The organism is Shewanella sp. KCT, assembly GCF_007636505.1.
GTDB lineage: Bacteria > Pseudomonadota > Gammaproteobacteria > Enterobacterales > Shewanellaceae > Shewanella > Shewanella halotolerans.
Genome location: NZ_LVDJ01000004.1, coordinates 241,227 through 266,064 on the forward strand (window position 1 = coordinate 241,227; position 24,838 = coordinate 266,064).

At 53.5% G+C, this 24,838-nt stretch carries 26 protein-coding genes; 23 read left to right on the plus strand and 3 right to left on the minus strand.

The window, feature by feature from the left end; translation table 11 throughout:
- The first annotated feature begins 135 nt into the window (after window positions 1-135).
- The 9 genes from rppH (at window position 136) to AYI87_RS08110 (ending at window position 8,322) form a co-directional block, all read left to right on the plus strand.
- Window positions 136-660 (plus strand): RNA pyrophosphohydrolase, encoded by a 525-nt coding sequence (gene rppH, locus AYI87_RS08070; protein ID WP_011864842.1) that lies wholly within the window; start codon window positions 136-138, stop codon window positions 658-660.
- Window positions 661-694: 34 nt separating this feature from the next.
- Complete coding sequence (ptsP, locus tag AYI87_RS08075; protein ID WP_144201088.1) at window positions 695-2,926, plus strand: phosphoenolpyruvate--protein phosphotransferase; 2,232 nt, start codon at window positions 695-697, stop codon at window positions 2,924-2,926.
- Between the two features lie 91 nt (window positions 2,927-3,017).
- A complete protein-coding gene (locus AYI87_RS08080; RefSeq protein WP_144201090.1) occupies window positions 3,018-3,812 on the plus strand; it encodes a sulfite exporter TauE/SafE family protein in 795 nt (264 codons plus the stop codon).
- A 115-nt stretch (window positions 3,813-3,927) separates the two neighbouring features.
- Window positions 3,928-4,779: a thymidylate synthase gene (locus AYI87_RS08085; RefSeq protein ID WP_144201092.1), complete on the plus strand. Its 852-nt coding sequence runs from the start codon at window positions 3,928-3,930 to the stop codon at window positions 4,777-4,779.
- A 306-nt stretch (window positions 4,780-5,085) separates the two neighbouring features.
- The gene (nhaA, locus tag AYI87_RS08090; protein WP_144201093.1) at window positions 5,086-6,261 is read left to right on the plus strand and encodes a Na+/H+ antiporter NhaA; all 1,176 of its coding nucleotides are present in this window, start codon (window positions 5,086-5,088) and stop codon (window positions 6,259-6,261) included.
- Complete coding sequence (locus AYI87_RS08095) at window positions 6,258-6,641, plus strand: hypothetical protein (RefSeq protein WP_011864847.1); 384 nt, start codon at window positions 6,258-6,260, stop codon at window positions 6,639-6,641. The genes nhaA and AYI87_RS08095 overlap by 4 nt, the downstream gene beginning before the upstream one ends.
- 20 nt (window positions 6,642-6,661) lie before the next feature.
- Window positions 6,662-7,570: a transcriptional activator NhaR gene (nhaR, locus tag AYI87_RS08100; RefSeq protein WP_011864848.1), complete on the plus strand. Its 909-nt coding sequence runs from the start codon at window positions 6,662-6,664 to the stop codon at window positions 7,568-7,570.
- A gap of 76 nt (window positions 7,571-7,646) precedes the next feature.
- Complete coding sequence (locus AYI87_RS08105) at window positions 7,647-7,886, plus strand: succinate dehydrogenase assembly factor 2 (RefSeq protein WP_041406484.1); 240 nt, start codon at window positions 7,647-7,649, stop codon at window positions 7,884-7,886.
- Window positions 7,867-8,322 (plus strand): protein YgfX, encoded by a 456-nt coding sequence (locus AYI87_RS08110; protein ID WP_144201095.1) that lies wholly within the window; start codon window positions 7,867-7,869, stop codon window positions 8,320-8,322. The genes AYI87_RS08105 and AYI87_RS08110 overlap by 20 nt, the downstream gene beginning before the upstream one ends.
- 11 nt (window positions 8,323-8,333) lie before the next feature.
- Here AYI87_RS08110 and nadB read toward each other — a convergent pair whose 3' ends face one another.
- Window positions 8,334-9,947, minus strand: a complete 1,614-nt coding sequence (nadB, locus tag AYI87_RS08115; RefSeq protein ID WP_011864851.1) for an L-aspartate oxidase — start codon at window positions 9,945-9,947, stop codon at window positions 8,334-8,336.
- 199 nt (window positions 9,948-10,146) lie between these two features.
- Between nadB and rpoE the strand changes: the two genes are divergently transcribed.
- The 12 genes from rpoE (at window position 10,147) to AYI87_RS08175 (ending at window position 20,417) form a co-directional block, all read left to right on the plus strand.
- A complete protein-coding gene (gene rpoE, locus AYI87_RS08120; protein ID WP_011864852.1) occupies window positions 10,147-10,725 on the plus strand; it encodes an RNA polymerase sigma factor RpoE in 579 nt (192 codons plus the stop codon).
- A gap of 39 nt (window positions 10,726-10,764) precedes the next feature.
- On the plus strand, window positions 10,765-11,367 hold the full coding sequence (locus AYI87_RS08125; RefSeq protein ID WP_011864853.1) for a sigma-E factor negative regulatory protein: 603 nt from the start codon (window positions 10,765-10,767) through the stop codon (window positions 11,365-11,367).
- Between the two features lie 65 nt (window positions 11,368-11,432).
- Window positions 11,433-12,365: a MucB/RseB C-terminal domain-containing protein gene (locus tag AYI87_RS08130; RefSeq protein ID WP_144201097.1), complete on the plus strand. Its 933-nt coding sequence runs from the start codon at window positions 11,433-11,435 to the stop codon at window positions 12,363-12,365.
- A 7-nt stretch (window positions 12,366-12,372) separates the two neighbouring features.
- Window positions 12,373-12,849: a SoxR reducing system RseC family protein gene (locus AYI87_RS08135; protein WP_144201099.1), complete on the plus strand. Its 477-nt coding sequence runs from the start codon at window positions 12,373-12,375 to the stop codon at window positions 12,847-12,849.
- A 108-nt stretch (window positions 12,850-12,957) separates the two neighbouring features.
- Window positions 12,958-14,748, plus strand: coding sequence for a translation elongation factor 4 (lepA, locus tag AYI87_RS08140; protein WP_144201101.1), 1,791 nt, complete (start codon window positions 12,958-12,960; stop codon window positions 14,746-14,748).
- Between the two features lie 153 nt (window positions 14,749-14,901).
- Window positions 14,902-15,819, plus strand: a complete 918-nt coding sequence (lepB, locus tag AYI87_RS08145) for a signal peptidase I (protein ID WP_144201103.1) — start codon at window positions 14,902-14,904, stop codon at window positions 15,817-15,819.
- Window positions 15,820-16,497, plus strand: a complete 678-nt coding sequence (gene rnc / locus AYI87_RS08150; RefSeq protein WP_011864858.1) for a ribonuclease III — start codon at window positions 15,820-15,822, stop codon at window positions 16,495-16,497.
- Window positions 16,494-17,489, plus strand: a complete 996-nt coding sequence (gene era, locus AYI87_RS08155) for a GTPase Era (RefSeq protein ID WP_011864859.1) — start codon at window positions 16,494-16,496, stop codon at window positions 17,487-17,489. Before rnc ends, era begins: the two co-directional genes overlap by 4 nt.
- A 104-nt stretch (window positions 17,490-17,593) precedes the next feature.
- Entirely contained in the window at window positions 17,594-18,289 is a 696-nt protein-coding gene (gene recO, locus AYI87_RS08160; RefSeq protein ID WP_144201105.1) for a DNA repair protein RecO, read from the plus strand.
- 128 nt (window positions 18,290-18,417) lie between these two features.
- Window positions 18,418-19,155, plus strand: a complete 738-nt coding sequence (gene pdxJ, locus AYI87_RS08165; protein ID WP_144201107.1) for a pyridoxine 5'-phosphate synthase — start codon at window positions 18,418-18,420, stop codon at window positions 19,153-19,155.
- Between the two features lie 51 nt (window positions 19,156-19,206).
- Window positions 19,207-19,608, plus strand: a complete 402-nt coding sequence (gene acpS / locus AYI87_RS08170; RefSeq protein WP_144201109.1) for a holo-ACP synthase — start codon at window positions 19,207-19,209, stop codon at window positions 19,606-19,608.
- Window positions 19,609-19,874: 266 nt separating this feature from the next.
- Window positions 19,875-20,417 (plus strand): DUF962 domain-containing protein, encoded by a 543-nt coding sequence (locus AYI87_RS08175; RefSeq protein ID WP_144201111.1) that lies wholly within the window; start codon window positions 19,875-19,877, stop codon window positions 20,415-20,417.
- Window positions 20,418-20,485: 68 nt separating this feature from the next.
- Here AYI87_RS08175 and AYI87_RS08180 read toward each other — a convergent pair whose 3' ends face one another.
- Together AYI87_RS08180 and AYI87_RS08185 are read right to left on the minus strand one after the other, a co-directional pair.
- Entirely contained in the window at window positions 20,486-21,769 is a 1,284-nt protein-coding gene (locus tag AYI87_RS08180) for an HlyC/CorC family transporter (RefSeq protein ID WP_144201113.1), read from the minus strand.
- A gap of 146 nt (window positions 21,770-21,915) precedes the next feature.
- Complete coding sequence (locus AYI87_RS08185) at window positions 21,916-22,704, minus strand: inner membrane protein YpjD (protein WP_144201115.1); 789 nt, start codon at window positions 22,702-22,704, stop codon at window positions 21,916-21,918.
- A 292-nt stretch (window positions 22,705-22,996) separates the two neighbouring features.
- Here AYI87_RS08185 and ffh point away from each other — a divergent pair, with 292 nt between their 5' ends.
- Window positions 22,997-24,370: a signal recognition particle protein gene (gene ffh, locus AYI87_RS08190; protein ID WP_144201117.1), complete on the plus strand. Its 1,374-nt coding sequence runs from the start codon at window positions 22,997-22,999 to the stop codon at window positions 24,368-24,370.
- 205 nt (window positions 24,371-24,575) lie between these two features.
- Window positions 24,576-24,827 (plus strand): 30S ribosomal protein S16, encoded by a 252-nt coding sequence (rpsP, locus tag AYI87_RS08195; protein ID WP_144201119.1) that lies wholly within the window; start codon window positions 24,576-24,578, stop codon window positions 24,825-24,827.
- The last annotated feature ends 11 nt before the right edge of the window (window positions 24,828-24,838 follow it).

Genomic DNA, 24,838 nt, shown 5'->3' on the forward strand with positions numbered 1-24,838 from the left:
TTTGCTCGCCAGGCTCTGTTGATAAAAGTAAAAATTTTAGTTTTTTATCCAAACAATATCTGTTAATGGGGAATTGCCGCCGACGCCGCTTTGTGAAACAATCGATTCATTAGAATATTTCATTTTGGAGTCCATGTGATTGATAGTGACGGCTTTCGTGCAAATGTAGGCATCATTATCTGTAATCGCTTTGGGCAGGTGATGTGGGCCAGAAGATTTGGTCAACATTCCTGGCAATTTCCGCAAGGTGGCGTGGATGAAGGCGAAAGCGCCGAGCAAGCCATGTATCGGGAGTTGTATGAAGAAGTTGGGTTAAGGCCTGAACATGTGCAAGTGTTAACCTCAACTCGTTCCTGGTTGCGTTATAGATTACCTAAACGGTTAATTAGGCAAGACAGTAAACCCTTATGTATCGGACAGAAGCAGAAGTGGTTTCTATTACAGTTGAAGAGTCAGGAGTCTGCCATCGATCTGGCGGCAAGCGGCCACCCGGAGTTTGATGACTGGCGTTGGGTCAGTTACTGGTATCCGGTCAGACAGGTGGTATCCTTTAAACGAGACGTGTACCGAAAGGTAATGAAAGAGTTTGCGCCGACGGCCTTGCCGTTTCAGGCCCAGGAAAATACTCAAGGCGGCAGAAGAAGAGGTCGCCGCAGGTAGCTAAGATGGCAAGTAATAGAGGGAGAGGTAGGCTGTGTTAAAGACGCTCAGAGACATCACTCAGGCCGTAGCCGCAGCCGATGATCTTCAATCAGCCCTCTCTTTGCTTGTTAGCCAGACCAAGTCGGCGATGGAGACCCAGTGTTGCTCCATCTATATCCTGGAAGAGCAGGAGCTGGTGTTGTCGGCCACCGATGGCTTGGACCCGAGAGCCGTGGGCAAGGTCAAGATGCCTATAAGCCAGGGCCTGGTTGGTCTGGTAGCCGAACGCGAAGAGCCGGTCAACCTGGCCGATGCCCAGCAACACCCCAGATTTAAGCTATTCACCGAAGTCGACGAGGAAGATTTTCGTGCCTTTCTCGCCGTCCCCATCATTTATCAGAAATTAATCCTAGGCGTGCTGGTGGTGCAGCAGGCCGACGCGCGCCAGTTTAGCGAGGCCGAAGAGGCCTTCCTGATGACGCTCGCCGCCCAGTTGGCGGTGGCGGTGCGTGAGCAGCGTAAGAAGGCCGAGGTGAAATCGGCGCCGGACAAGTGTGTCTATACCGGTACCTCGGCAGCCAGTGGCGTGGTGATCGCTCACGCCATGGTGCTGGGGGGCGAGATTCCTCTTGAGCAGCAGGGGCGTCGCACCCAGCAGGTTGACGAAGAACTGCTCGCCCTGAGTCAGGCGCTGGATGCCTGTCGCAACACCCTCAGCGCCCTGTCACAGCGCTTCGATGGCGAGAATGAGAAAGAGGTGCAGTCTATCTTCTCAGCTCTGCAACTGCTGCTGGATGATACCAGCCTGGGCGGTGAATATGGACGGGAGATCCAGGCGGGCTGGACGGCTATCTCGGCGGTGAGCCGGGTGTCGCTGCGCTACATAGATCATTTCCAGCAGATGCAAGACCCTTATATGCAGGAACGGGCGACGGATATTCGCGATCTGGGCCAGAGGGTGCTGCGTGAGCTGATCGAGCCGCAGAAGATGCAGCTGGAACTGGATGTGCCCGTGATCCTGGTGACCAAGGAAGCCACGGCGACCATGCTCGCCGAGTTCCCCCAGCACAAGCTGGTGGGCATAGTAACAGAGCTAGGTGGGGTTAACTCCCACGCGGCTATCTTAGCGCGCGCCTTCGGCGTCCCGGCGGTGATAGGTGTCGAGGGGATCCTCAATGCCGGTATCGATGGCAAACAGCTGATCCTAAACGCCAACCGCGGACAGGTGCTGATCTCGCCCACACCGACGCTGATCGGTGAGTATCGCAGCCTGATCTCGGCGGAGAAGGCGCTGCAGAAACGTTATGCCGAGGAGCTGTCTAAGCCTGCATTGACCTTAGATGAGCGCCGAATTCATCTCTATCTTAATGCCGGGCTGTTAAGCAGCCTGGCCTCGGAAATCGCCGAAGGCGCCGACGGTGTCGGCCTGTATCGCACCGAGATCCCTTTCATGTTACAGACCCGCTTCCCCAGCGAGGCCGAACAGGTCGAGGTCTATCGTCAGGTGTTGAATGCCGCGCTTGGGCGTCCCGTGGTGATGCGCACCCTGGATGTGGGCGGTGACAAGCCATTGTCTTATCTGCCTATTATCGAGGAGAACCCTTTCCTCGGCTGGCGCGGGATCCGTCTGACGTTGGATCATCCTGAGCTGTTTCTGGTGCAGCTCAGAGCCATGCTCAATGCTTCGGGGGGCGGTGAGCAGCTGCATATTCTGCTGCCCATGGTCTGCTGTTTGGACGAGATAGATCAGGCTATCGCCTATCTGGAGCAGGCTTATCTCGAGGTGAAGCAAGATGTTCATCCAGACCTGCAGCGGCCTAAGATAGGCATAATGCTGGAGGTGCCTGCGTTGCTGTTTCAGCTCGAAGAGGTGGCCAAACGGGTCGACTTTATCTCTGTAGGCTCGAACGACCTGACTCAATATCTGCTGGCGGTCGATAGAAACAACCCAAGAGTCAGTACGTTGTATGACTCCTATCATCCGGGGATCTTACGGGCGCTGACCCAGGCGAGGTTGGCGTGCCGAGAGTATCGCCTGCCGATCAGCGTCTGTGGTGAACTGGCAGGCGAACCCATGGGCGTATTGCTGCTGGTCGCCATGGGCTATACCCAGCTGAGTATGAACCAGGGCAGTCTTGCCAAGATCAATTATCTGATCCGTAGGGTGTCCTATCAGGACTTGAGTGAGCTGCTTGCCCAGGCGTTGTCACTCACCAACGGCTTCGAGGTGAGGGAACTGCTGACGCTGTATCTGAAAGAGAAAGGTCTGGACGAATTCCTATAAGTGAGTTTCTCTCTGTGAGCGTTAGGCAATTTCAATCTGTCGGTAATTCCTTTAAGCTAATGCCTCCTTTCGCCACTGCCGTCGAGGTTACATGTTCACCATAGTTGTCAGTTGTATTGCCCTGGGGGCCTTCATCGGTTTTATGGCGGGCCTGTTAGGCATTGGCGGTGGCGTGATAGCCGTACCTGTATTGCTGTTTCTTCTGCCCATGGCGGGCGTGGTGCCTGAGCATTTGACCCATGTGGCTATTGCCACCTCGCTGGCGGCGATCATTCTAACCGGGGCCTCATCTGCCCGGGCTCATCATGCCCGCGGTAATATTCCCTGGCATCTACTCACCATCATGCTGCCGGGCTTAATAGTTGGTGCCCTGTCCGCAGGTTTTATCTCCTCGCTGTTTTCTGCTCAGCTACTCAAGCAGGTATTTGCTGGTTTCTTGGTGTTGATGGCGCTGCAGATGGTGTTTCCCTTTAAGGCGGCAGAGGGCGAGCGTAGCTTACCCGCGAGTCCCTCTCTGTTTGTTACCGCAATGTTTGTCGCCATCATAGCCGCACTAATGGGCATAGGCGGCGGCATCTTGTTTATCCCATTTTTGACCTGGTGCGGCGTGCAGATGCGCCACGCCATAGGTTTCTCCTCGGTGACAGGGCTGATGATCGCCCTGTTTGGTAGTCTCAGCTATGTGTTTGCTGGCTGGGCGACTCAAGGGCTGCCCGAATACACCCTAGGCTATATCTATCTACCCGCCTTGTTCGGCATCGTCTGCACCTCTATGTTGACGGCGCCACTGGGGGCGAAGGCGGCCAGTGTCTGGCCCACGGCAAGATTGAAGAAAATCTTCGCCATCATGTTATTCTTTACCGGGATCAAGTTAGCCCTCAGCTAGAGATGGCCGTAAAAAAGCGGTTGATAGAACAAAGGCTCGGCTAAAGCTAGATTAAGACTCGATTAGGGAAGGGCGCTAAAGTCCCCATCCAAGCAACAATGATAAGTAGGATAAGATGAAACAGTATTTGGCATTATGTGAACGAATCATCAATGAGGGCGTCTGGGTTGAAAACGAGCGCACGGGAAAGCGCTGTTTAACCGTGATCAATGCCGATCTGGAATATGATGTGGCCGCCAACGAGTTTCCCCTGATCACCACGCGTAAGAGTTTCTGGAAGGGGGCGATTGCCGAGCTGCTGGGTTACCTCAGGGGCTATGACAATGCCGCCGACTTCAGAAAATTGGGCGCCAAGACCTGGGATGCCAACGCCAATGAAAACAGCGCTTGGCTGAATAACCCTCACCGTAAGGGTCATGACGATATGGGCCGGGTGTACGGGGTGCAGGGCAGAGCCTGGGCAAAGCCAGATGGCGGCACAGTAGATCAGCTAAGAAAGATAATCGACAACCTGTCTAAAGGGGTCGATGATCGCGGCGAGATCTTAAGCTTCTACAATCCAGGTGAATTTCATATGGGCTGTCTGCGTCCCTGCATGCACACCCATAACTTCTCTTTGCTGGGCGATACCTTATACCTCAACAGTTTCCAGCGCTCCTGCGACGTTCCCCTAGGGCTAAACTTCAATCAGGTGCAGGTGTTTGCCCTGCTGGCGATTGTGGCGCAGATCACAGGTCACAAACCGGGTAAGGCCTACCATAAGATAGTCAATGCGCACATCTATGAAGATCAGTTACCCCTGATGCAGGAGGTGCAGCTTAAGCGCGAGCCCTTCCCGTCGCCTAAGCTAAGCATCAATCCGGATATCAAGTCGCTGGAAGATCTCGAGACCTGGGTCACCATGGACGATTTCGAGGTGACTGGTTATCAGCACCACGAGGCGATTCAGTATCCCTTCTCTGTTTAAGTGTCATCCTTAAGACTGAGGAATTTCTGAGGTAAGGCGCGGCAGACTCTTTGTGAGTCGCCGCGCTTTATTAATTTATTCTGCATAAAAAATCTCCCTTTCAATCTCAATCTGCCTGTGATCCCCGTCACATATGGTTTTAATCGCCACTCCCGCTAAGTAAAACTGCATGCTATTGATTAGTCAGCGGTGACTGACTACACTTAATACCTCGGAATTACCGATGTTTAATGCCGATGCAAACGATTATTCAGCTAGGTTGCATTCCGCTAGACTCAATACATTAAGTGTTTTTGGAGTTTATTTATGGAAAAGGCGATTAGAAATTTTCTGAGCCAGGAATCGGCCGGTGGCATCTTATTGATGGCGGCCGTTATCTTGGCGATGATAATGGCGAACTCCCCGCTATCAGGTCTGTATCAAGGCTTCCTGCACACAGAGATGCAGGTGCGTGTGGGCAGTCTGGATATTGATAAGACGCTGATCCACTGGATTAACGACGGCCTGATGGCGCTGTTTTTCATGTTGATCGGCCTGGAAGTGAAGCGTGAGCTGCTGGAAGGCGCATTGTCGAGCCGCGAGCAGGCATCCTTGCCAACCTTTGCCGCCATAGGTGGCATGATCTTCCCCGCAGCGATCTACCTGATCTTTAACTATGCCGACCCTATTACCCAGGCAGGCTGGGCTATTCCTGCCGCGACCGATATTGCCTTCGCGCTAGGTATCATGGCGCTGCTGGGGAGCCGGGTGCCGGTGGCGCTTAAGGTGTTCTTGCTGGCGCTGGCCATCATAGATGACTTGGGTGTAGTGGTGATTATCGCCATGTTCTATAGCACAGATCTCTCTGCCATCAGCTTAGTGGTTGCTGCGCTGGCGATAGTGATCTTGGTGGGGCTAAATCGAAAGGGTGTGACCGCGCTTGCTCCTTATGGGGTGGTGGGCCTGATCCTCTGGATCGCCGTGCTCAAATCTGGGGTACACGCTACCCTGGCCGGTGTGATCATCGCATTTTGTATTCCGCTGCGGGCCAAAGATGGTAGCTCACCGTCAGAGCATCTGGAGCATAGCCTGCACCCATGGAGCACCTTTGTCATATTGCCTATCTTTGCCTTTGCCAATGCCGGGGTCGATCTGTCGGGCATGAGCCTTGGGGATCTGTTATCTCCTGTGCCTGTGGGTATCGCTCTTGGCCTACTGCTGGGTAAACCGCTTGGGGTAATGCTGTTTAGCTTCGTGGCGGTCAAGCTTAAGCTGGCTGCATTGCCTGATGGCATGGGCTGGCGTCATATCGCCCCTGTGGCCGTGATGTGTGGTATCGGCTTTACCATGTCGATGTTCATCTCATCCCTGGCCTTTATCGGCGATGGCGAGGCCTACGGCGATCTGGCGCGGCTTGGCATTCTGACCGGGTCGATCATGTCGGCGGTGATAGGATATTTTTGGTTATCTAAGGTGCTTCCAGAGAAAGGAGAAAAATCATGAAAAAACTCGTCGTGACACTCATGCTCTCATTCGGCTTGACCGGGGGCGCCTATGCCAGCCAGCTAGAGGCGTGCGATAAAGATGTCAACAGCGTCGCCTGTCAGCATTACTTGGAGGGGGTTGTCGACGGTGCCCTCATGTTTAAGCCTAATGCGATGGGCAAGCGGGTCGAGACTAATGGATATGAGTCCCGCGCCCTCAAGTACCGTAGTGGTAAGCGCTTCGAAGAGGCTAATCGCACCTACTGCGAGGGACGCCTGCCCGATCGCGACAGCCTGGTGCAGGGGCTCTCCGAGGCCTTGGATATGGGCAAGGTGGATTCGATAGAGACGCTAAGCGAAGTCATGTACAACATGATGGATTGCCAACGTCTTAAATAGCAGGAGAGACGCGAGCCTTGATGTCGCATCTGAACTATAACCATCTCTATTATTTCTGGATGGTGCATAAGAAGGGCTCGGTGGCCAAGGCCGCCGAAACCTTATGTTTGACCCCGCAAACGGTAACTGGGCAGATCCGCGTACTCGAGCAGCGCCTCAACGGTACTCTGTTTAAGCGGGTGGGGCGTAATCTTGAGCCCACCGAGCTGGGCGAACTGGTGTTTCGCTACGCCGATAAGATGTTCAGCCTGAGCTATGAGATGTTAGATATCCTGAATTATCAAAAGGATAATAATATCTTGTTCGAGGTGGGTATCGCCGATGCGCTCTCTAAGGCGCTGGCCAGTCGGGTGCTGCTCTCGGTTGTGCCCAGCGATGGTTCTATGCATCTAGCCTGTTATGAGGCGACCCACGAGAGCCTGATGGAGCGCTTAAGGGCCCATAAGCTGGATATGATCTTATCCGACTGCGCCGGTGAGTCGCTCAAGTATCCGGAGATCCTATCGAAGAAGCTCGGCGAGTGCGGCGTGGCGTTTTTCTCTTCGACCACCTATGACAAACCCTTTCCCGCCTGTCTGGAAGAGGGCAAGTTGTTGATCCCGGGCAAGCGCACCTCGCTCGGCCAGCAGCTACATCACTGGTTCGATGAGAATGGCCTGGATGTCACCATACTCGGCGAGTTCGATGATGCGGCCATGATGAAGGCGTTTGGCTTCTTCAAGCAGGGTATTTTCGTGGCGCCATCTATCTATAAGCAGGATATTCTTGCCCACGATATGCAGATTCTGGGTGAGACTGACGATATAAAGGAGGTCTACCATGTGATGTTTGCCGAGCGGATGATCCAACATCCGGCGGTAAAATCCCTGCTGGAAACCGACTTTAGCGATCTCTTCGCCGGTAAGGATCTCGAGGTGGAGCGGCTATAAAACGGTGTGAAGCCGGCGGCCTAACTGGTACACTATCGCCAATCGAAAATAGGGGAGTAGTTGTGTGTCAGAGCCAATGAACATAGCCAGAGTAAGATGGGCGTGCCGACGGGGCATGTTAGAGCTTGATGTATTGTTTCAACCCTTTGTTGAGACCCAATATGAACAGCTGTCTATAGATGATAAGGCGGTTTTCGTTCGTCTGTTAGAGTGTGAAGATCCTGAGTTGTTTGCCTGGTTTATGGGCCATGAGGCCTGTCCAGACCCGCAGCTCGCCGACATGGTGGTCAAAGTTCGTGGCCGGGCGGCGCCATAACTTTCACCTGACAGCCTCCTTCGACCAGCGACTCTCGCTGGTCTGTTTTGCGGCTCTGTGCCTGAGTGCTTTTCTGGTCTGGCCGCCAATTGCCTCTCTCTGGTTTCTCACCCTCAAGTATGGCCTGTTAACGGCTACAATCACTTTCTTCCTCTATCAGTTTATTGCGCTAAGACGTTGGTCTCTTGCCTTCTGGCTGGATGAGTCGGGCAGAATTGGTCTTATCCGCGACGAGTTAGATTCGCGTATGCAAGTGCAGCAGGTTGACGAAGCAATCGAGCAACAGCTTAGTTATCGCAGGATTTGGGTCAGTCCCTTGGTAGTGTTGTTCTGGTTATACGAGGGAGAGCAGAAACGCCTGGTTATCTTATGGCGGGATATGTTTGACGACACAGGTTATCGGCACCTGTGTCGCCTGCTACTGAGATTTGGCTAACGCCCTTACCGCTATTGCTCTGGATGCAATATGGTTGGTAGCGGATTATTACTCTTGTTGGGATGGTCGATATTGTAATGTAGGCCGCGGCTTTCCTTTCGCTCCATGGCGCAGCGGATGATCAGCTCAGCGACCTGGACCAGGTTACGCAGCTCGAGTAAGTTGTTACTCACGCGGAAGTTGCTGTAGTACTCCTGGATCTCCTGCTGCAGCATGGCGCAGCGGCGCAGGGCGCGTTCGAGGCGCTTGTCTGAACGCACAATCCCCACATAGTCCCACATGAACAGACGTAGTTCGTGCCAGTTGTGGGCGATCACTACCTCTTCATCCGAGTTCGATACCTTACTCTCATCCCAGGCGGGCAGGGTACCCGGCATAGGGATCTTGGCCAGCTGGCTCTCGATATCTTCGGCTGCCGCGCGGGCAAACACCAGACACTCAAGCAGCGAGTTGCTGGCCAGACGGTTCGCGCCGTGCAGGCCGGTATAGGCCACTTCGCCGATGGCGTAGAGACCATTGAGATCTGTCTGACCATGAAGGTCTGTCATCACGCCACCGCAGGTATAGTGGGCTGCCGGTACCACAGGGATAGCATCTTTGGTGATATCTATTCCCAGTTCCAGACAGCGTCTATAGATAGTGGGGAAGTGCTTGATGACAAAGTCGGCCGGCTTGTGGCTGATATCTAGGTAGACACAGTCGACACCTAAGCGTTTCATCTCATAGTCGATGGCGCGGGCCACGATATCGCGAGGCGCGAGTTCGCCGCGCTCGTCGAAGTCCGGCATGAAGCGGCTGCCATCGGGACGCTTAAGGTAGGCGCCTTCACCGCGCAGTGCCTCGGTCAACAAAAAGTTGCGGGCATCGGCGTGGTAGAGACAGGTGGGGTGGAACTGGTTGAACTCCATGTTGGCCACCCGGCAGCCCGAGCGCCAGGCCATGGCGATGCCATCGCCCGAGGCGATATCTGGGTTAGAGGTATATTGGTACACCTTAGAGCTGCCACCTGTGGCCAGTGCGACGAAGCGAGCCTTAACGGTTTCAACATGCTCTTCGTTACGGTTCCACACATAGGCGCCGAGGACGCGGTTGCCCGGGCGCTTGAGCTTACGTGTGGTGATAAGGTCGATGGCGTTGTAGCGCTCCAGTACCTTGATGTTGGGGTGACTCAGGGCACGCTCCTGTAGCGTCACCTGCACCTCTTTACCCGTGGCATCGGCCGCGTGCAGGATGCGTCTGTGGCTATGGCCACCTTCGCGGGTCAGATGATAGGGGGCCTTGCTCTCGTCGCCGTCGGCGGTTTCTTCTTTATCGAAGGCGACGCCGCAGTGAATCAACCACTCCATGGCGCTCTTGGCGTTTTCGGCGGTAAAGGTCACAACTTCTTCATCGCATAACCCGGCCCCGGCGATCAAGGTATCGGTGACGTGAGATTCGATGGTATCCTCTTCATCGAACACTGACGCGATACCGCCCTGGGCGTAGTAGGTTGAGCCTTCGCTGAGTGGGCCTTTTGAGAGTAAGATAACGTTTGATTTTTCAGCCAGATGTAGCGCTAAAGTCAGACCAGCAGCCCCGCTGCCGATAACCAAAACGTCAGATTGATGTTCAACTACTTGTTTCATCAGGTATCATGGTAAGTTATGCGAGTATTGTCTATGGTAAACCAAGACGCCATTTATGGATACTGATCTCGCCGTAGAAAATAAATGTGGATATCGCAATTTTTTTTAGAACTTTTTCGATGTGGGCTAGTCTACATATGTGAATATGATTCGAGCGACTGAGAAATCAGCATTTTAGATTTAGGAGTAGTCGGCTCGGATGAGTGGACAGATAAGTGATCAACAACTCGTTGAGCGAGTGCAACAAGGAGATAAAAACGCTTTTAACCTGCTGGTACATAAATACCAGAGCAAAGTGATTAATCTGATTGCCCGTTATGTGCGTAATCAGGCCGACGTGGCAGATGTGGCACAGGAAGCCTTTATCAAAGCTTATCGTGCGTTGCCTAACTTTAGGGGTGAGAGTGCGTTTTATACTTGGTTGTATCGCATCGCGGTCAATACTGCGAAAAATCATTTAGTGGCACAGGGTAGGCGAGCGCCTGCCAACGATGTCGATGCGGAAGAGGCCGAATATTACGACGGCAGTGATGCGCTAAAGGAGTTTGCCTCCCCTGAGCGTCTCATGTTGTCAGATGAGATTCAGAAAGTGGTCTTCGATACGCTCGATACCTTGCCGGAAGAATTGAAGATGGCTATTTCTCTGCGTGAGCTCGATGGCATGAGTTATGAAGAGATTGCCAATGTGATGGAGTGTCCAGTGGGCACAGTGCGTTCACGTATCTTTAGGGCGCGTGAAGCCATCGACAAGAAGTTGCAGCCTTTGCTGGAACGATGAAGCATTTTATTCGATACACTAAATTTATATGGGTGATAAATGGATAAGTTAGGTCAGGAATGGGTTTCCGCTGCCGTTGATGGTGAAATCGACGAGCAGGAGTTGGCGCAACTCGCCGCCGATACGGATTCACATGAGAAGTGGCGTGATTATCACATGATAGGTGATGCTATGCGTGGTGAGTTGCCCGCTGCGATCAATCTCGATCTCAGTGCCAACATTGCCGCAGCGATTGAGCTTGAGCCTAGTATCCTTGTGCCTAAGCGTGTCGAAACGCCTGAGGTGGCGCCTCAACGTCAACTTGCGAGTGTGGTTCCGCTGTTTAAGCAGTTTGGTCAATATGCCATCGCCGCCAGCGTCGCCTTGGTCGCCGTGATCGGCGTGCAGAATTATAATCAGGGTGGCGTCGAAGATGCGCCTATGCCAGTGCTCAATACCCGTCCGCTGATTGGCAGCGCGTCGCCTGTGAGCCTACAGACTGGCCCGGTACAACAGAATCAAAGTTATACCAATGAGCGAGTGATGGAGCAGCGTCATCGCATCAACACCTATATTCAAGATCATATGCTGCAGCAAAGATTGAATAACAGTGCCAATATAGACGACAATGGTGAGCTTACGCCTATCCCGGTGAATCACTAAAAGCTATTTATACTGGTCACACTGACTATACTCTTTGTGTCGATTGGTATTATTAAGGAGTTAGCTTGCGTCTTATTTGGTTGGCCCTGTTAGTCCTCGTCTTCCCTGCCAGTGCTCAGGAAGAGTTGTCCGCTAAGGCTTGGCTCGAAAATATGAGCCTCGCCTTGAAAGGGCAAGAATTCAAGATGTCCCTGATCCATCTGCAAGCGGATCACATACGCCCCCTGGTTTATCTTCACGGCAAGGTCGAAGACCAAGAAGTCGCTTTTCTCGAGCACCTCAATGGCCCGCCGAAAAATGCCGTGCGCGTGGGCAATACAGTTACCTTTATCGAACATGACCAACCCGCCTACAGCGTGCGAGCCGAGCGTATTCAAGGCGTGTTGCCACCTGCGTTTGCCGGCGTTATCTCTGATCTAGAGTCGGGTTATCAGTTTGTCCTGGGTGGACGTTCGCGTCTGGCCGGGCGTCCCAGCCAGTTAGTGCGGATTATTCCCAACGATGACAATCGCTATAGCTATCAGGTATGGCTGGATATGGATACCTATCTGCCGCTACGTTACGACATGCTGAACCTAGAGAAGCAGCTGCTGGAGCAGGTGCTGGTGGTTGAGTTGATTGTTCTTGACGATGCGCCGGCGATCCTGCGCGAAGCCTATAAGCAGGATTGGCCCGAGATCATGCCTCAGCCCCAGCGTGAGCAGGCTGACAACTGGCAGTTCAAATGGTTACCTCAAGGCTTTAAGATCGTGGTCAAGGATAATCACAGGCTCATCGGCAGCCACGAGTCGGTCGAGTATATCGCCCTGAGCGATGGCCTAGTGAACATCTCTGTGTATGTGGCAAGAGCCGGCGAGACGGCGCTGCCCGACGAGCTGATGACCCGCAACGGTCTCTCTTTGGCCGCCGAGCGTGTGGGCAATGCTGAGGTGGTTGCCGTGGGCAAGGTGCCGGCCGAGACACTCAGCCGCATCGCCAAAAGCATCACCATAGAGTGATCCCGCTATGATGGAAGAAACCGCCACAGTGATCAGGTGCCCAGGCGATGGCTGGGTCACGGTCGAAGTGAAAGTTAAAAACGCCTGTAATCATTGCGATAACAATGACACCTGTGGCACCTCTGCCGTGTCTAAGGCGTTCTCGCCCAAGGTGCAGCGCTTCTCGCTGCCTAGCGACACTCAGTATGAACCCGGTGAACTGTTAAAACTTGGCCTGCCTGAGAGTGTGATCTTAAAGGCGGCCGCGATCGTCTACCTTATGCCGCTGGCGGGCCTGTTTATTGGCGCCACCTTGGGACATTTCCTCGCTGGCCTGGCAGAACTCGTGAGCAGCGACCTGCTGACTATCGCCCTTGGTCTGAGCGGCGCGGCAAGTGCCTGGTGGCTGGGTCGGCGCTGGGCAAAATCGCTGGAGATCAACAGCCAGCCGGTGATCCTCTCCCGCCTTGGCCGGGCCATAGACGGTATTTCCCCTGCCAACTAGTCTATTATTTTCCTTGTCCGATGGATTCCAATTGGTATTAGTTTAGCGATCGGGTACAATTCGGCACTTTTAGATCAATTTCAATTTCGAGTTTAGTCATTTCGCACAATGAAGCATATTAGAAACTTTTCGATTATTGCCCATATTGACCATGGCAAATCAACCCTTTCTGACCGTCTTATTCAAGAGTGCGGCGGCCTGTCTGACCGTGAGATGGCGGCGCAGGTATTGGACTCAATGGATCTCGAGCGTGAGCGCGGCATTACCATTAAAGCCCAGAGTGTGACTCTCGATTACAAAGCTAAAGATGGTGAAACCTACCAGCTGAACTTCATCGATACCCCTGGTCACGTGGATTTCTCCTATGAAGTATCACGCTCGCTGGCTGCCTGTGAAGGTGCCCTCTTGGTGGTCGATGCCGGTCAAGGCGTTGAGGCTCAGACCCTGGCAAACTGCTATACCGCGCTGGACATGGATCTGGACGTGGTGCCTGTACTGAATAAGATAGACCTTCCCCAGGCTGACCCAGAGCGTGTCGCCGAGGAGATCGAGGATATCGTGGGTATCGAGGCCGCCGATGCGGTGCGCTGCTCGGCCAAGACAGGTTTAGGTATCAGCGACGTACTGGAAACTATCGTTGCGCAGATCCCGCCACCAGAAGGTGACCCTGAAGCGCCGCTGCAGGCGTTGATCATCGATTCTTGGTTCGACAGCTACCTGGGCGTCGTTTCCTTGGTGCGTATCAAGAATGGTGTGCTCAAGAAGGGTGACAAGTTCAAGGTGATGTCGACCGGCCAGACCCATACGGCCGATCGCGTCGGTATCTTCACGCCTAAGCAGACAGACACGGCTCAGCTGAGTACAGGTGAAGTGGGCTTTGTGATTGCGGGTATCAAAGAGATCCACGGCGCGCCTGTGGGCGATACTTTGACACTGGCCAAGAATGGCGCCGACAAGCCGCTGCCTGGTTTTAAGAAGGTGAAGCCGCAGGTTTATGCCGGTGTATTCCCAATCTCGACCGACGACTATGAGAACTTCCGTGACGCGCTCAACAAGCTGAGCCTGAACGATGCCTCACTCTTCTTCGAGCCGGAAACCTCTTCGGCACTGGGTTTCGGTTTCCGTATCGGTTATTTGGGTCTGCTGCACATGGAGATCATTCAGGAGCGTCTCGAGCGCGAATATAACCTGGATCTGATCACCACGGCGCCGACCGTAGTCTACGAGGTGGTGACCACCAAGGGCGAGACCATCTACGTCGATAACCCATCGGATCTTCCGCCGATGAACAACATCGAAGAGATGCGTGAGCCTATCGTTGAGACCAACATCCTGGTACCAAAAGAGTACCTGGGTAACGTGATCACCCTGTGTATCGAGAAGCGCGGCGTGCAGACCAACATGGTCTACCACGGCAACCAGGTGGCGATCACCTATGATATGCCGATGGCCGAGGTGGTGATGGACTTCTTCGACCGCTTGAAGTCGACCAGTCGCGGTTATGCATCGCTGGAATATAACTTCAAACGCTTCGAGCCGGCGGACATGGTGCGTCTGGACGTACTGATCAATGGCGATCGCGTCGATGCCCTGGCGATGATCCTTCACAAGGCGAACGTGCGTTATCAAGGCCTGGCCTTGGTGAACAAGATGAAGGAACTGATCCCAAGACAGATGTTCGATATTGCGATTCAGGCGGCCGTCGGCAGCCAGATCATCGCCCGTTCATCGGTCAAGGCCCTGCGTAAAGACGTAACCGCTAAGTGTTACGGCGGCGACGTCTCCCGTAAGAAGAAGCTGCTGCAGAAGCAGAAAGAGGGTAAGAAGCGCATGAAGCAGGTGGGTAACGTCGAAGTCCCGCAAGAGGCCTTCCTCGCCGTGCTGAAGATCAATGAGTAATCACTTTTTAGTTAATAATTGTTAATAGTGATTGATAATGAGCGCCGCGGTTTGCGGCGCTTTGTTTGTTACAGTATAAATGGGCTAATGGCCTGCTAGGCAGGCGATATCCCCCTTATTTTGCTGGAGCATTTTTCAGGAGTTAGTTAGCGTATGGCAGCTTATTTTTCCCTTATTCTGGTCTTGGTGACCCTAGGCAGCGGCCTGATCTGGATGTTCGATGCCTTAGTCTTAGCCCCCAAGCGTCAGCAGAAGCTGGCCATGGCCCAGGCGGCCAACCAGGAGATTAGCGAAGAGAGCGCCGAAAAAATCGTGCGTGAGTCTGCCATAGTGGAGACCTCGCGTTCTATTTTTCCGGTTATCGCTTTCGTGTTGATCCTACGCTCTTTTATCTACGAGCCTTTTCAGATTCCTTCAGGATCTATGATGCCAACCTTGCTGGTGGGCGACTTCATCCTGGTAGAGAAGTTTAGTTATGGGCTGAAAGATCCTGTGTGGCGTAGCAAGCTTATCGAAACAGGCAAGCCACAGCGCGGCGACGTGGCGGTATTTAAATACCCAGAAAACCCGCAGATCGACTACATCAAGCGAGTCATCGGCCTGCCGGGGGATCGCATCGTCTATCGCAACAAGGACCTCTATATTCAGAAAGCCTGCCCAAAGGGACAGAGCGAGTGTCCTAAGCTTGAGAAGATAGAGCGCGCCGGTGTCAATCAGGGCGAATTTACCCAGGATAATATCCCGCTGCTGCGCTACAAGGAGCAGCTGGGCGATGTGACCCACGATATCCTGATCAACCCAGGACGCGGCGAGCCGACCTCTTACTATTTCCGCGAGGGGAATTTGGCGGTGGGTGAGTTTGTCGTGCCTGAAGGTCAGTATTTCATGATGGGTGACAACCGCGACAATAGCACAGACTCACGCTTCTGGGGCTTCGTGCCCGAAGCCAACCTGGTCGGCAAGGCGGTAGCGATCTGGATTAGTTTTGAATTTGAGCGCAAGCCGTCGGACTTTTTACCAACTTGGGTACCGACAGGCGTACGCTTTAACCGTGTAGGCGGAATTGTGTAGATGGAACCCATTAAGAATCTACCGCGTTTGGGTAGAATATTAGGTTATCAATTTCAGCAGATCGCACTGCTGGAGCAGGCGTTAACTCACCGCAGTGCGGCGAGCAAGCATAACGAAAGACTGGAGTTTTTAGGCGACTCTATTCTCTCTATCGTCATCTCTGACGCCTTGTATCATCAGTTTCCTAAGGCGACCGAGGGTGACCTGAGCCGGATGCGCGCGACGCTCGTATGCGGCAAGATGCTGGCGGAGATCGCCAAGGAGTTTAAGCTCGGCGATTATCTCAAGCTGGGCCCTGGTGAGCTCAAGAGCGGTGGTTTTCGCCGTGAGTCTATCCTGGCCGATGCCATGGAGGCGATCATAGGTGCCATCTATCTGGATGCCGACATCGAGACCTGTCGCACTTTAGTACTAAACTGGTATAAGAGCCGTCTAGCGGTGATCGAGCCGGTCAATCAGAAAGATCCCAAGACCCTGCTGCAGGAGCACCTGCAGGGATTTAAGCAGCCGCTCCCTGTCTATACAGTGGTGAACATCAGCGGCGAAGCCCATGCGCAAACCTTCACCGTGGAGTGTAAGGTGGAGCAGCTAAAAGAAGCCGTTATCGGCGTGGCCAATTCCCGCAGAAAGGCGGAGCAGATTGCCGCAGCAGAAGTGTTGGAGCGTATTAAGAAATGAGTAACAAACCCGAGCAGCCTGAAGGCGCACAAGAGCCGAGTCTAGACGAGCTGCTGGCGAGGATGAACAGCGGCCGCAGTGGTAGCCAATATGAGGTGACCTACTGCGGCATGGTGGCCATCGTCGGCCGCCCTAACGTCGGTAAGTCGACCCTGCTGAATAAGCTACTGGGTCAGAAGATCTCTATCACCTCTAAGAAGCCGCAGACCACGCGTCACCGCATCATGGGCATTCACACCGATGGCCCGCGTCAGGTGGTGTTTATCGATACCCCAGGTCTGCATATCGAAGAGAAGCGCGCCATCAACCGTCTGATGAATCGCGCGGCGTCCAGCTCTTTGGCCGAGGTTAGCCTGGTGGTATTCGTGGTCGATGGTCTTAACTGGACCGCCGACGATGAGATGGTGCTGAAGAAGCTTCATAACCGTGACGATGGCCGCAAGACGATTCTGGCCATCAACAAGGTGGATAACATCAAGGACAAAGAGGCGCTGTTCCCGCATCTGCAGACCCTGGCGGCCAAGTTTGAATTTGATGAGATCTTGCCTATCTCGGCAACCCATGGCACCAATGTGCAGCGCATCATGGAGCTGGCCTTAGAGTCGGTACCAGAGTCGCCGCACTACTTCCCCGAGGATTATGTCACCGACCGTTCTCAGAAGTTTATGGCCTCTGAGATAGTGCGCGAAAAGCTGATGCGTTTCCTCGGCGACGAGCTGCCCTACGATGCCACGGTAGAGATAGAGCAGTTTAAGATGATGGAAAACGGCGTCTATCAGATCAATGCCTTGATCTTGGTGGAGCGCGAGACCCAGAAGCGTATGGTGATCGGCAACAAGGGTGAACGTATTCGCACCATTGCCACCCAAGCCCGTCAAGATATGGAGGTCCTGTTCGATAACAAGGTCTTCCTCGAGGTCTGGGTCAAGGTTAAGTCTGGCTGGGCCGATGATGAGCGCGCCCTGCGCTCATTAGGCTACGGCGAGAGCTAAGTCGACAGATTAATGTTAAGCCGAGGTAGTCACGCTAACGTTGTGGTTATCTCGGCTTTTTTGTCGGCATTGTTTTTGGTAAACAGGGATTAAGGAAGCGGGCAATGCACAGGGGATATGTACTGCACACCCGTCCCTATCGGGAGTCGAGCGTGCTGGTCAATCTGTTGGTCGACGGCCTGGGCAGGGTCGATGCCGTCGCGCGCCTGGGCAGTGGCAAGACCTCGATAAAGAGCATACTGCAACCCTTTCAGCCCCTGCTGTTTCAGCTATCGGGGCGAAGCAGCCTCAAGAGCCTGTATCAGGTAGAGGCCGCCAGTCCGGCAGTGCCCCTGAGCGGCAGTGATAGCTTTGCGGGTCTGTATCTTAACGAGTTGTTGGTACGCTGCTTGTCGGTAGAGCATGGCGCCGAGCAGTTCTTCTTTACCTATCATAAGACACTGATGGCCATGGCCGCCGCCTTTAGCGAGGCGCAGCTCAGACAGTTTGAGCTTTCGCTGCTCAAGGAGCTTGGGGTGATGCCATCGCTGAATCTGGATATCGAAGGTAGTCCTATAGAGACCGATTTCTACTATCGCCTGTTGTCCGAAGAGGGCTTTAGTACGGCGCTCGGCCCCAAGCCAAACCATTTTAGCGGCGAGATGCTGCGCGCCCTGGAGGAAGACAGGCTGGCAGAGGCCGACTTTAAACAGGCTAAGCTGCTGATGAGGCAGTTACTGTCGCCGCTGCTTGGGGACAAGCCGCTTAAGTCGCGGGCGCTGTTTTTAAAGGGCAACAGGCCATCGAGTTACAGCAAGTAGCTCCCCATCCATGTTAGCAGTAGAGAGTTGCGCACATTCATCGGGTGTTTCCCTTGTGGCCTTCCCTTAAGCTTTAGTAAAATAGGCACAAAATTCCAATCGCGACACTCTACACTTAAGGACTTTCCATGAGCCGTATTCATCTAGGCGTTAATATTGATCACATTGCCACCTTACGTCAGGCCCGTGGGACCAGTTACCCGGATCCTGTCCATGCCGCAGCCGTTGCCGAGCATGCCGGCGCCGAGGGCATTACCGTGCATCTGCGTGAAGACAGACGTCATATCTGCGACAGAGACATCTACCTGCTGGCCAAGACTATCAAGACGCGCATGAACTTCGAGATGGCGGTGACCGACGAAATGTTGGATATCGCCTGTGAGGTGAAGCCTGCCTATGTTTGTTTGGTACCTGAGAAGCGTGAAGAGCTGACCACAGAAGGCGGCCTGGATGTGGCGGGCCAGCAGGAGAAGATCCGCGCCGCGGTCGATCGTTTAACAGCCCTGGGTATCAAGGTGTCGCTGTTTATCGATGCCGATCCTGTGCAGATCGACGCCACCGTCGCCGTAGGCGCGCCGGTTATCGAGCTACACACAGGTTGCTATGCCGACGCCGAGACAGATGTCGAGCAAGCCAAGGAGCTGGCACGCATTACCCAGATGGCAACTTATGCCCACGGCAAGGGGCTGGTGGTCAACGCGGGCCATGGTCTTCATTATCACAATGTGAAGCCTATCGCGGCCATTCCTGAGCTATATGAGCTTAATATCGGTCATGCCATCATCGCCCGCGCAGCTATCGATGGCTTGGACAAGGCGGTGCGTGACATGAAGCAGCTGATGGTCGAAGGTCGCAGCGGTCAGTAGTCGTCTGAGCATCGGGGTTGATATCATGTCGTTGCGGGTAGGGAAGAGCGTATGATTGTTGGTTTAGGGACTGATATTGTCGAGATCGCGCGCGTCGCCGACAAGGTGCCTGCGGCGGGAGATGAAGTGGCGCTGGCCAAGTGTCCGCTGGCCAAGCGTGTGTTGACCCAAACCGAGATGGCAATATTCTTGGCTTCCTCCCAACCCGGTCGCTATTTGGCTAAGCGTTTTGCCGCCAAAGAGGCGGCCGCCAAGGCTCTGGGTACCGGCATTGGACGCGGTGTCTCCTTCCAGCATATCGAGATCAGTAACGATGCTAACGGTGCGCCGCTTATCGCCTTTCAAGGCGGTGCGGCCGAGCGGCTGAGTCTGTTGGGCGGCAGCCGTGCCCATCTCTCCATTGCCGATGAGAAACACTATGCCACGGCGACCGTGATCCTCGAGTCAAACTAGCTATTGGCCTTGATAGATGGGGTAATGCAGCTGCTGTTTAACTGGCTGTTCATTAGTCCCATCTGCGCTAAGGTTCAGAAATACAGGCTGTTTTAATTTCGTTTTCGGCGCTTTGTGTCGATGCATTGCACTGGCATATGTTAATAAAATGTTTTAGGTTAGGCTAACTGAGACGAGCGTCAAACTTAGCCTAATTACCTTAATGGCGGTTGCCAAGATAGGGCTGGCTTTGGTCTCGCAAGATAAAAAGACGATGGAGCCGAGCCATGAAATCTGCGATCGAGCAGTTATCCACCTACAAGAGTGTTCACCTCAACCCCACTAACATCAAGACCCACTTTGTCGGTATCCCGCTGATCATCTGGTCGGCCTTCGTGATGTTAAACACCATCCCCTTTAGCCTGTATAGCTTTGGCTCCACAGGGTTTGAACTCAATGTGGCCGTGCTGTTTGCCTGCGGCGTCTTGCTCTATTACTTTGCGCTGCATGCCAAACTGGCGCTGGGGCTGATGCTATTTATTCTGCCCGTGCTTTACACCTCCTTCTTGGTATCGCGGATGGAACAGGCCTGGCCCATCGCCATCGGCGTGTTCGTGATTGGCTGGATCTTCCAGCTGATCGGCCACAAGTATGAGAAGGCTAAGCCGGCCTTTATTGACGATCTTAACCAGCTGTTGATCGGCCCCTTCTTCCTGATGGCCGAGCTTTACTTCATGCTTGGATTAGAGCGCGACTTAGACGAGGCGATCACCCCATTGGCAAGAGATAAGCGCCGGGCCCTGACCCATGCGACTAAGACTAAGAGCTAGTGAATGAGTGGTCGATATAGGATAACAAAAAGGCGCCTTAGAGCGCCTTTTTTGAGCAATGGTGAGGATTAGTTGCGACTGCCTTTGGGCGCCTTGTAGTGCTGGGGCATGACCCGCACCGTCTTCACCATGTTGTCGGCCACCTCGACTACCTCAAGTGGATAGCCTGAGAGACGCATCGAGGTGTTAGGCTCGGGGATCTCCTCGAGATACTCAAGGATCAGACCGTTGAGCGTCTTAGGTCCATCGATGGGGAAGTGCCAGTCCATCTCCTTGTTGAGATCGCGGATGTTGATGGTGGCGTCGATGAGGAAGCTGCCATCTTGCTGCTGGTTGATATCTTCGCTAGGCGTGGTGATCATAGAGGTGGTAAAGTCGCCGACTATTTCCTCGAGAATATCTTCCAGCGTTACCAACCCCTGAATATCCCCATACTCGTCTACTACTAAGCCGATACGTTCCTTGTTCTGCTGGAAGTTCGCCAGCTGCACGTTGAGGGGAGTCCCCTCGGGGATGAAGTAGATCTCTTTTACCGCCCGCAGCAGGGATGACTTACTAAACTGCTGCTTGGATTGCAGGCGCAGGGCATCTCTTAGGTGAACAAAGCCGACGGCATCGTCTATGTTATCCCGGTAGAGCAAAACCCGGGTGTGCGGGCTCTGAATCACCTGCTTATTGATGCGGCTAAAGTCGTCGTTAACGTTGATGGCGTAGAGATCCGAGCGCGGGATCATGATGTCTTCTACCGTGACTTTTTCCAGATCCATGATAGAGAGCAGCATCTCCTGGTGGCGCTGGGGGATCAGGGCGCCGGCCTCGTGCACAACTGTGCGCAGCTCCTCCTGGCTCAAGGCGTCATCGGCCTTCACCGAGCGGATGCCCAGCAGGCGCAGGAAGGTGGACGTGATAAAGTTAACTATCTTCACCAGGGGGGAGAGCACCACCAACAGGGCTTTGAGCAGTACGCTGGACGGAAAGGCGATACGCTCAGGGTGCAGGGCGGCCACAGTTTTTGGCGTCACCTCGGCAAAGACTAATACCACCAGAGTGAGCACACCCGTGGCGATGGCCACCCCAACATCACCAAACAAGCGAATCCCCAATATGGTGGCTATGGCCGAAGCGAGGATGTTCACCAGGTTGTTGCCAATCAGAATCAAGCCGATCAGTCTGTCTGGGCGTTCTAGCAATCTAATGGCGCGTTTCGCGCCCTTATGGCCATTGTTGGCCAGATGACGCAAGCGATAGCGATTGAGCGACATCATGGCGGTTTCTGAGCCGGAAAAATAGGCGGAGATGATGATGAGTACGAACAGGATGATGACAAGTACGCTGGTGGATATAGCTTCCAATCAGTGGCCCCACTTTGGCGTTGATGAGTAAGAATAGCGTTAAGATTAAGTAAATACAGCGATTTGGGCTGTGAGTCAAGTTCACCTAGGTCGCACTTTCGTCCATCTTGACCTAGGTGAATTGAGCGGAATTTAGGGGGTCAGGCCTATTGCAGGATCAACTCTTTGACGATGCGGGCGCCGAAGTAGGCCAGTGACAGCAGGGTTGCGCCAGTCAGGGTGTAGGCCACAGCGGTGCGGATCTTACAACCTACCCAATACTGCTGTGCCAGCATGGCGATATAGGTAAACCAAGCCATGATAGAGAGGATCGCCTTATGGCCCTGGCCGTCGGCAAACATATCATCGAGGAAGATAAAGCCGGTCGCCAGCGACAGACTCAAGAGCACCACGCCGATGATCACCAGATGATAGAGTTGCTTCTCTACCGTCATCAGCGGCGGTATCGCCGGGCTCAGCATCAGCTGCTTTTTCTTCAGCTTGTTTTGAATCATGGCCAGTTGGATGGCATAAAGCGCGGCTATCATCAGGGCACTATAGGCCATCAGCGACAGTACCACGTGGGCCAGCACCTCGGGGTAAAGCTCGAAGTGGGTGATATATTTAGGCGGTAATAGCCACAATAGGGCCACAGAGATGACGGAGCAGGCGTAGACCACAGGCACGACCACGATCACCTTGAGGCGGAACATCAAGATGGTGAAGGTGAATGAGATGATCCAGTTCACCATGGAGATCACATTGGTCAGGCTAAAGTTTTGACCGTCACCGGTGAAGATGGCCTGAGACAGGGCGGCGGCATGAAGCACCACGGCCACGGCGGCGAAGGCGGCTACGGCTTTACGGTTTGGACCATCGGCATGAAACAGTCGGCTGACGACCAAGACGAGTGCGATACTGTAGAAGAAAATGGCTGAAGCCGAAAAAATCACCATCGAAAATTAACCTATCGTTATGTGAGCTTTCTTGTGGTCATCGACCAGCGCGAGGCGGTCGAGTTTTTATCCTTAGTTGATCGTTAGAATAACACGATGGATGCTATTTTGGGCAGAGGCTTTACACACAAAAATTAGCACTTTCTGAGCGTTACTCCTAAGTTTTGACATTTTTACCCTACAGCAGATAACTTGCCTAAGCCATAACTTACGCTGTGCGGTAGCATAATATCTGCGCATCGCTATAATACTGCCCCAACCATGTAAATTCTAAACGGTAAAGAACGCGATAATGTTTGAGAACCTCACCGACAGATTATCACGCACCCTGAAAAATATTAGTGGTCGTGGTCGCCTTACAGAAGACAATATTAAAGAAACGTTACGCGAAGTGCGCATGGCGCTGCTGGAAGCCGACGTCGCCTTGCCCGTTGTACGCGCCTTTGTTAATAGCGTTAAAGAGCGCGCCGTAGGCCAAGAGGTCACCAAGAGCCTGAGTCCAGGCCAGGCCTTCATCAAGATCGTCCAGAGTGAGCTCGAAAATGCCATGGGCGAAGCCAACGAGGCGCTAAACCTCTCGGCGCAGCCGCCAGCGGTGATCATGATGGCCGGTCTGCAAGGTGCGGGTAAGACCACAAGTGTCGCCAAGCTGTCTAAGTTCCTGCGTGAAAGACAGAAGAAATCTGTATTGGTGGTCAGCGCCGACGTTTATCGTCCGGCGGCGATCAAGCAGCTGGAAACCTTGGCCAATGAGGTCGAGGTCGAGTTCTTCCCATCGGATGTTTCGCAAAAGCCTATCGAGATCGTCGATGCGGCCATGGCCCACGCCAAGCTCAAGTTTATCGATGTGGTGATCGTCGATACCGCGGGTCGTCTGCACGTCGATGAGAGCATGATGGACGAGATCAAGGCGCTACACGCCGCGGTCAAACCGGTAGAAACCCTGTTTGTGGTCGATGCCATGACAGGTCAGGATGCGGCTAACACCGCCAAGGCCTTCAACGAAGCCTTGCCGCTGACCGGCGTGGTACTGACTAAGGTCGACGGTGACGCTCGCGGTGGTGCGGCGCTGTCGATTCGCCATATTACCGGCAAGCCGATTAAGTTCCTGGGTGTGGGCGAGAAGACAGATGCGCTCGAGCCTTTCCATCCGGACCGTGTTGCCTCGCGCATTCTGGGTATGGGCGATGTGCTTTCCTTGATCGAAGAGGTTGAGCGCGGCGTCGACAAAGAGAAGGCGATGAAGCTGGCCTCTAAGGTCAAGCAAGGTGGTAGCTTCGACCTAGAAGACTTCCGTGAACAGCTGCAACAGATGAAGAACATGGGCGGCATGATGAACATGCTCGAAAAGCTGCCCGGTGTCGGTCAACTTCCTCCAGAAGCCTTGGCTCAGGTGCAGGACGGCAAGCTAACGGGACAAATGGAGGCTATTATTAACTCTATGACCCCAGGCGAGCGTAAGCGTCCAGAGATCATCAAGGGTTCTCGTAAGCGTCGTATTGCCATGGGTTCAGGTACCCAGATCCAGGACGTCAATCGTCTGCTTAAGCAGTTCACTCAGATGCAGAAGATGATGAAGAAGATGTCCGGCAAAGGTGGCATGAAGAAGATGATGCGCGGCATGAGCGGTATGCTGCCTCCCGGGATGAAGATGCCGGGACGTTAATCGTCTGACTTTGTATAGATTTAGCTAAGTCCATTAAGGGTTTTCAGCCCTTAGTGGGCTTACTATTTTTGCGTGAAAAACGTTGCATTTGTCGCCGGTTCAGGTAGAATCGTGCGGCTTTCTATCTGGGACTCTTCGCGAACACGGGGTTCCAGTTTTTATTTTTGCTTCAGAACGAAGCAAATCATTAGAGGATAAAAGACGCATGGTTACCATTCGTTTAGCTCGAGGCGGCGCAAAAAAGCGTCCATTTTATAACATCGTTGTTGCTGATAGCCGTAACGCTCGTGACGGTCGTTTCATCGAACGTGTTGGCTTCTTCAACCCTGTTGCTCGTGGTCAAGAAGAAGCTCTTCGCTTAGATCTTGAACGTGTAGAACACTGGGTTGCTAACGGTGCTGCTACTACTGATCGTGTAGCGAAACTGATCAAAGACGCTCGTAAAGCTGCTGCTTAATAGCGTTTAGG

Excerpts from the sequence above, each read along its gene's own strand:
- era (WP_011864859.1), top strand. The coding sequence starts at position 16,494 with ATGAGTAACAAACCCGAGCAGCCTGAAGGCGCACAAGAGCCGAGTCTA.
- recO (WP_144201105.1), top strand. The coding sequence starts at position 17,594 with ATGCACAGGGGATATGTACTGCACACCCGTCCCTATCGGGAGTCGAGC.
- nhaR (WP_011864848.1), top strand. The coding sequence starts at position 6,662 with ATGTCGCATCTGAACTATAACCATCTCTATTATTTCTGGATGGTGCAT.
- AYI87_RS08085 (WP_144201092.1), top strand. The coding sequence starts at position 3,928 with ATGAAACAGTATTTGGCATTATGTGAACGAATCATCAATGAGGGCGTC.
- lepA (WP_144201101.1), top strand. The coding sequence starts at position 12,958 with ATGAAGCATATTAGAAACTTTTCGATTATTGCCCATATTGACCATGGC.
- AYI87_RS08095 (WP_011864847.1), top strand. The coding sequence starts at position 6,258 with ATGAAAAAACTCGTCGTGACACTCATGCTCTCATTCGGCTTGACCGGG.
- lepB (WP_144201103.1), top strand. The coding sequence starts at position 14,902 with ATGGCAGCTTATTTTTCCCTTATTCTGGTCTTGGTGACCCTAGGCAGC.
- ffh (WP_144201117.1), top strand. The coding sequence starts at position 22,997 with ATGTTTGAGAACCTCACCGACAGATTATCACGCACCCTGAAAAATATT.
- nhaA (WP_144201093.1), top strand. The coding sequence starts at position 5,086 with ATGGAAAAGGCGATTAGAAATTTTCTGAGCCAGGAATCGGCCGGTGGC.
- rnc (WP_011864858.1), top strand. The coding sequence starts at position 15,820 with ATGGAACCCATTAAGAATCTACCGCGTTTGGGTAGAATATTAGGTTAT.
- rpoE (WP_011864852.1), top strand. The coding sequence starts at position 10,147 with ATGAGTGGACAGATAAGTGATCAACAACTCGTTGAGCGAGTGCAACAA.
- nadB (WP_011864851.1), bottom strand. The coding sequence starts at position 9,947 with ATGAAACAAGTAGTTGAACATCAATCTGACGTTTTGGTTATCGGCAGC.
- acpS (WP_144201109.1), top strand. The coding sequence starts at position 19,207 with ATGATTGTTGGTTTAGGGACTGATATTGTCGAGATCGCGCGCGTCGCC.
- AYI87_RS08105 (WP_041406484.1), top strand. The coding sequence starts at position 7,647 with ATGAACATAGCCAGAGTAAGATGGGCGTGCCGACGGGGCATGTTAGAG.
- rpsP (WP_144201119.1), top strand. The coding sequence starts at position 24,576 with ATGGTTACCATTCGTTTAGCTCGAGGCGGCGCAAAAAAGCGTCCATTT.
- AYI87_RS08135 (WP_144201099.1), top strand. The coding sequence starts at position 12,373 with ATGATGGAAGAAACCGCCACAGTGATCAGGTGCCCAGGCGATGGCTGG.
- AYI87_RS08175 (WP_144201111.1), top strand. The coding sequence starts at position 19,875 with ATGAAATCTGCGATCGAGCAGTTATCCACCTACAAGAGTGTTCACCTC.
- pdxJ (WP_144201107.1), top strand. The coding sequence starts at position 18,418 with ATGAGCCGTATTCATCTAGGCGTTAATATTGATCACATTGCCACCTTA.
- AYI87_RS08080 (WP_144201090.1), top strand. The coding sequence starts at position 3,018 with ATGTTCACCATAGTTGTCAGTTGTATTGCCCTGGGGGCCTTCATCGGT.
- AYI87_RS08185 (WP_144201115.1), bottom strand. The coding sequence starts at position 22,704 with ATGGTGATTTTTTCGGCTTCAGCCATTTTCTTCTACAGTATCGCACTC.
- AYI87_RS08125 (WP_011864853.1), top strand. The coding sequence starts at position 10,765 with ATGGATAAGTTAGGTCAGGAATGGGTTTCCGCTGCCGTTGATGGTGAA.